Raw genomic sequence first — 5,111 nt, 5'->3', positions numbered from 1 at the left:
ATGGGCGAGCGTGCTGCGCTGCGCGCGGAGGAAGCCGATGCCCTGCGGGCAGGCATAGACCTCGGCCTGACGCTGATTGATACGGCGGAGATGTACGCCGAGGGCGGCGCGGAAGAGGTGGTGGCTGACGCTATTCGCGGCAGGCGCGACGAGACTTTTCTGGTCTCGAAAGTCTATCCCTGGAACGCCGGCGGCGAGAAAGCCGTTGCCGCCTGTGAAGCCAGCCTGCGGCGTCTGGGCACGGACCGGCTCGATCTCTATCTGCTGCACTGGCGGGGCAGCTTCTCATTTGCGGAAACAATAAGCGCGATGGAAACGCTGGTGGCACAGGGCAAGATCCTGCGCTGGGGCGTGTCAAATCTCGACGTCGATGATATGCAGGCGCTGAGCCAGACGCCCGGCGGCGCAGCGTGCGCAACGGATCAGGTGCTCTATCATCTCGGCTCCCGCGGTATTGAATACGATTTACTGCCCTGGTGTTGCGAGCGGCGAATGCCGGTGATGGCCTATTGCCCGCTGGCCCAGGCCGGGCGGCTGCGCAGCAATTTGCTGCAGCATCCGGTGGTGCAGGCGGTCGCCCGGGAGTACGGCGCGACGCCGGTGCAGGTGCTGCTGGCGTGGGTGATTCATCGCGAGGGCGTGATGGCCATTCCGAAAGCGGCGAGCATAGCTCACGTCAGGGAGAATGCCGCGGCGCTGAAGATAGCGCTCGGCGGCGAAGCGCTTGAGGCGCTGGAGAAGGCTTTTCCGGCACCGGGCCGGAAAACGCCGCTGGATGTGGTTTGATTTACTGTTTGGCTACGCGAATAGTCTGGGAGAGGCGGGAAGGCTTCTCTTCAGACGCTTTCTGCGGCTGCGAGACGCAGGCCGTTTCCACGCAGACAAAGGTTTTATAGCCGTCGTCCGGCATGTCGCCCATGCTGACGGAGAGCGCCGGGCCGGGGTTCCAGCCGACCACGTTGTCGTTATGGCCGTGTATCACCGTGATATTGCGCTTGAGCGCCGCATCGTGGATCACACTGCAGCCTTCCGGATCGAGATAGACGCGGTCGGTACGGTCCGGGAAGATCTGTACGCCGTCGTTCAGGACGCCTTCTTCTGCATCTTTAACTTTGTCGATATAGCGATTGCCCAGCCCGCTGACTTTCACGCCGGCGATATCGCCTACGTGGAAATAGCTGTGCAGCGCGGCGGTGGTTTCAAATTCGCCGTGGGCTTCCAGTTCGATTTCGCAGGTTTTACCCAGCTTAAAGCGCGCGTACAGCGTGAATTCGTGCGGCCACAGGGCGCGGGTTTCGTCATTGCTTTCCAGCTCAAACGTTAGCACCACGCCTTCGCCGCTCTCATCGTGAGCCTTGAGGTGCCAGGCCTGATTACGGGCAAAACCGTGGGAGGGCAGGCCTTTCTGCGCTGCCGGTCCAAACCACGGCCAGCAAACGGGAACGCCGCCGCGCAGCGCCACGCCGGTTTTGAACGGGGTGTTGCTGCTGAGCCACAGCACGTCGTCTTCCCCGGCGGGTTTCCAGGAGAGCAGGTGGGCACCCTGCAGGGCGACTGAAGCCTTCACTTTCGGATGGTCAACAACAATCAGCGCCAGCTCATCCAGCTGGCGATAAGAGATTACGGGCGTGATTTGTTCAACAACCGGCAGCGCGAAAATAGTCTTATTCATGCGTGTTATCCTCTTATTCGGGCAAAAAAAAGAGCGACCGAAGTCGCTCTTTTTGATCAGCTGTTCATCTCAACTTATTTGGAGATGTGGGCGATCAGATCCAGAACCTTGTTGGAGTAGCCAGTTTCGTTGTCGTACCAGGAAACCAGTTTCACAAAGTTGTCATTCAGCGCGATACCTGCTTTCGCATCGAATACGGAAGTGCAGATTTCGCCGTTGAAGTCGGTAGAAACAACGTCGTCTTCAGTGTAGCCCAGAACGCCTTTCATCGGACCTTCAGAAGCGGCTTTGATCGCTTTCTTGATGTCTTCGTAAGAAGCGCCTTTTTCCAGACGTACGGTCAGGTCAACAACGGATACGTTCGGAGTCGGAACGCGGAACGCCATACCGGTCAGTTTGCCATTCAGTTCTGGCAGTACTTTACCGACTGCTTTAGCAGCACCGGTAGAGGACGGGATGATGTTCTGGGATGCGCCGCGGCCGCCGCGCCAGTCTTTGTGAGACGGGCCATCAACGGTTTTCTGAGTTGCGGTGGTTGCGTGAACGGTGGTCATCAGACCTTCGATGATGCCGAAGTTGTCGTTGATAACTTTCGCCAGCGGAGCCAGGCAGTTAGTGGTGCAGGAAGCGTTAGAAACGATGTCCTGGCCTTCGTATTTGTCAAAGTTAGCGCCTTTAACAAACATCGGAGTGTTGTCTTTGGACGGGCCAGTCAGAACAACTTTTTTCGCGCCAGCAGTGATGTGCTTACGTGCAGTTTCGTCGGTCAGGAAGATACCGGTTGCTTCAGCAACAACGTCAACGCCGACTTCGTTCCACTTCAGGTTAGCCGGATCGCGCTCAGCGGTAACGCGGATTTTTTTACCGTTAACGACCAGATGACCGTCTTTCACTTCTACGGTGCCGTTGAAGCGACCGTGAGTGGAGTCATACTTAAGCATGTAAGCCATGTACTCTGCGTCTAACAGATCGTTGATTGCAACGATTTCGATGTCAGAACGTTCCTGAGCAGCACGGAAAACAATGCGACCGATACGGCCAAAACCGTTGATACCTACTTTGATAGTCATATATTCCACCAGCTATTTGTTAGTGAATAAAAGGTTGCCTGTAAAATTACAAAAACCTTACGCAGCGTCAAGCGGAATCGTGTCAATCATTGCGACAAATCAATCCACTGCATAGCCTTTGCACGATTGAATGCCTCACTCATCCTTTGGGCCATATTCCACATGAGGGCAGCGCCGGGAATTTTAAAGATCGTGGGTAATAAAAATGCGATGCAGATCACATATAGCCGGCAACCCATAAGCAAGAGACAAGTTTAGATCAAAACTGCAAGTTTACCTGTTAATGTTTTGTTAGAATCCTTGTAGATATTGTCCCTATAACTGAGATATGAGCATGTCGAATAAACCCTCCCCCGAAGTGCTTAAGCAGTCCCTGAGCGAGATGCAGTTTCACGTGACGCAGAATCACGGGACCGAGCCGCCGTTCACCGGCCGCCTGCTGCACAACCAGCGCGACGGCGTCTATCACTGCCTGGTGTGCGATGCGCCGCTGTTCAACTCGCAGACCAAATTTGATGCGGGCTGCGGCTGGCCGAGCTTTTACGAGCCGGTCAGCGATGATGCCATTCGCTACATCAATGACTACTCTCACGGCATGCAGCGCGTTGAAATCCGCTGCGGCAGCTGCGACGCGCACCTGGGCCACGTTTTCCCGGACGGGCCGCAGCCCACCGGCGAGCGCTACTGCGTGAACTCTGCATCAATGAGCTTCACCGATGACGAAAATGGTCAGCAAACGAAAGGCTGAAGAAACGATTCAGCAAATTATTCCAAACCTGTGGGGCTGAAAATGGAAATTGCACAGATTATTGAGAGCATGACTGAGGACGTTTATCAGCGTCTGGCGACTGCCGTGGAGCTGGGTAAATGGCCGGACGGCGTGGCGCTGACGCCGGAGCAAAAAGAGAATTGCCTCCAGTTGGTAATGCTGTGGCAGGCGCGCTACAACAGCAACCCCCAGCACATGACCATCGACACCCGCGGGCAGATGGTGATGAAAAGCAAGCAGCAGCTAAAAGAGGATTTTGGCATCGCGCCAAAATCCATCGCCACGCTAAAAATGCAGTAGGCCGCTCTAATACGGCGACAGCATGTGCTGCCCGGTCATCTGCGGCGGGCAGCGATCCGAGACGCCGTTCAGCCCTTCGGATTCATGGATAAACGATTTGAAGTGGTGCCTGTCATCCAGGCGTATCACGTACAGGGAGTCGAAATCATCCGATGACCAGAACGGGATCTGCGAAGGATCCCCGCCGGTTTTCGACACCAGCCTGCGGCTCGCCGCTACCAGATTTTTATACTCCCAGGCGATGTAGGTCACGGGCGACGCTTTCTCTTTCAGCAAGGCGTTGGTGAGCTTGCCGGTCTGATCGGCATGGTATTTGAGGATCACCGGCTTTGAGAGCTGGATGGCGACGGGCACCATGGTCATCAGCGGGCGCAGCGAGCTGCCCGTCTTATCCTGATAGGGTGCGGAGCTGTAAAGCTTATCCGGTGCGCCGAAGCGGCTGATTAATACTCTTGGCAGATTAAGCGCGCGATTCAGCCCTTTGCAGGTGAGCTGTCCGCTGTCGTTATCCGGTTTTTCTCCGTGGCGAAAAAAAACATACAGGCTGTCGGCGCGGGCAAGCAGCGGCACCATCAGCGCAGCGCTCATAGCAAGCGCAACAAATTTTCTCATTGTTAGCAAGACCAGGTAAAGGATCCCTGCGGATCGGCGCGCGATGAATGCGGCGCGCGGGACCAGAAGAGGGTGCTGTTCCCGCGCGCCGTAAAATTAAGCAAAAGCAATAAACCCTGAACAATTCGACTTAGCCTGTTCAGCGTACAGCTTCTTTCAGTGTAAATGTATTTATCCGCGGATCCACGTGGCTGCAGGCCGGGTGGCACGAATCGCACATTACCCGGCCTTTTTACCTGTCTACTTACCGATGCCCAACGAGTCGGCAAGCTGTTTCGCCAGCCGGTTATGGTCATCGCCGCTGTAGTCCCAGAACATCGCGCCGCCGAGACCCTTCTCCTTGATGTACTGCGCTTTGATAGCCACCGAACGCGGATCCTCGTAAGACAGGGCAAACAGCGGTTTTCCGTCGTCGGACTGCACGGACAGCCACGGCACCTTCGCCTGGTCATCCCAGTGCTTAGTAAAGCGCTTCTGCGGATCGTTTAGCAGCCTGGCGACGATATCACCGTATTTCACGTAGGTGTCCTTGCCCAGGTCGAATCCCAGGGAGGTAAACAGGTCAACCTGCCGCGGGCCGAAGTAGGGGCGGGTTGCCGGATTTTTTGCCGCGTCCGGCTGGCTCCAGTCGATACCGGGCTCAATGGCGCGCTTGGGCACCCGTCCGTAAAAGCCGATGCCGAGATTG

At 56.2% G+C, this 5,111-nt stretch carries 7 protein-coding genes; 3 read left to right on the top strand and 4 right to left on the bottom strand.

Features of this window, described 5'->3' with window-relative positions:
* Positions 1-786, top strand: a 786-nt coding sequence (locus QZ766_RS16620) for an aldo/keto reductase (RefSeq protein ID WP_297203881.1), incomplete at its 5' end; no start/stop codon positions are given.
* 1 nt (position 787) lies between these two features.
* On the opposite strand, the gene QZ766_RS16615 is transcribed toward QZ766_RS16620, so the two are convergent.
* Together QZ766_RS16615 and gapA are read right to left on the bottom strand one after the other, a co-directional pair.
* Positions 788-1,672: a D-hexose-6-phosphate mutarotase gene (locus QZ766_RS16615; RefSeq protein WP_297203879.1), complete on the bottom strand. Its 885-nt coding sequence runs from the start codon at positions 1,670-1,672 to the stop codon at positions 788-790.
* A 74-nt stretch (positions 1,673-1,746) separates the two neighbouring features.
* Positions 1,747-2,742 (bottom strand): glyceraldehyde-3-phosphate dehydrogenase, encoded by a 996-nt coding sequence (gene gapA / locus QZ766_RS16610; protein WP_297203877.1) that lies wholly within the window; start codon positions 2,740-2,742, stop codon positions 1,747-1,749.
* A gap of 334 nt (positions 2,743-3,076) precedes the next feature.
* On the opposite strand from gapA, the gene msrB reads away from it, so the two are divergent.
* Both msrB and QZ766_RS16600 read left to right on the top strand, forming a co-directional pair.
* A complete protein-coding gene (gene msrB, locus QZ766_RS16605; RefSeq protein WP_297203875.1) occupies positions 3,077-3,490 on the top strand; it encodes a peptide-methionine (R)-S-oxide reductase MsrB in 414 nt (137 codons plus the stop codon).
* Positions 3,491-3,532: 42 nt separating this feature from the next.
* Positions 3,533-3,811: a DUF1315 family protein gene (locus tag QZ766_RS16600; RefSeq protein WP_297203873.1), complete on the top strand. Its 279-nt coding sequence runs from the start codon at positions 3,533-3,535 to the stop codon at positions 3,809-3,811.
* 6 nt (positions 3,812-3,817) lie between these two features.
* On the opposite strand, the gene QZ766_RS16595 is transcribed toward QZ766_RS16600, so the two are convergent.
* Positions 3,818-4,399 (bottom strand): histidine phosphatase family protein, encoded by a 582-nt coding sequence (locus tag QZ766_RS16595; RefSeq protein WP_297203871.1) that lies wholly within the window; start codon positions 4,397-4,399, stop codon positions 3,818-3,820.
* A gap of 264 nt (positions 4,400-4,663) precedes the next feature.
* Positions 4,664-5,111 (bottom strand): glycosyl hydrolase family 18 protein (locus QZ766_RS16590; RefSeq protein ID WP_297203869.1); only part of this gene is annotated, 448 nt, incomplete at its 5' end.

Source organism: uncultured Pluralibacter sp., assembly GCF_913775985.1.
Lineage (GTDB): Bacteria > Pseudomonadota > Gammaproteobacteria > Enterobacterales > Enterobacteriaceae > Pluralibacter.
Note: the sequence above shows the minus strand (reverse complement) of the source record. Positions and strands in the feature narration are given on the sequence as shown.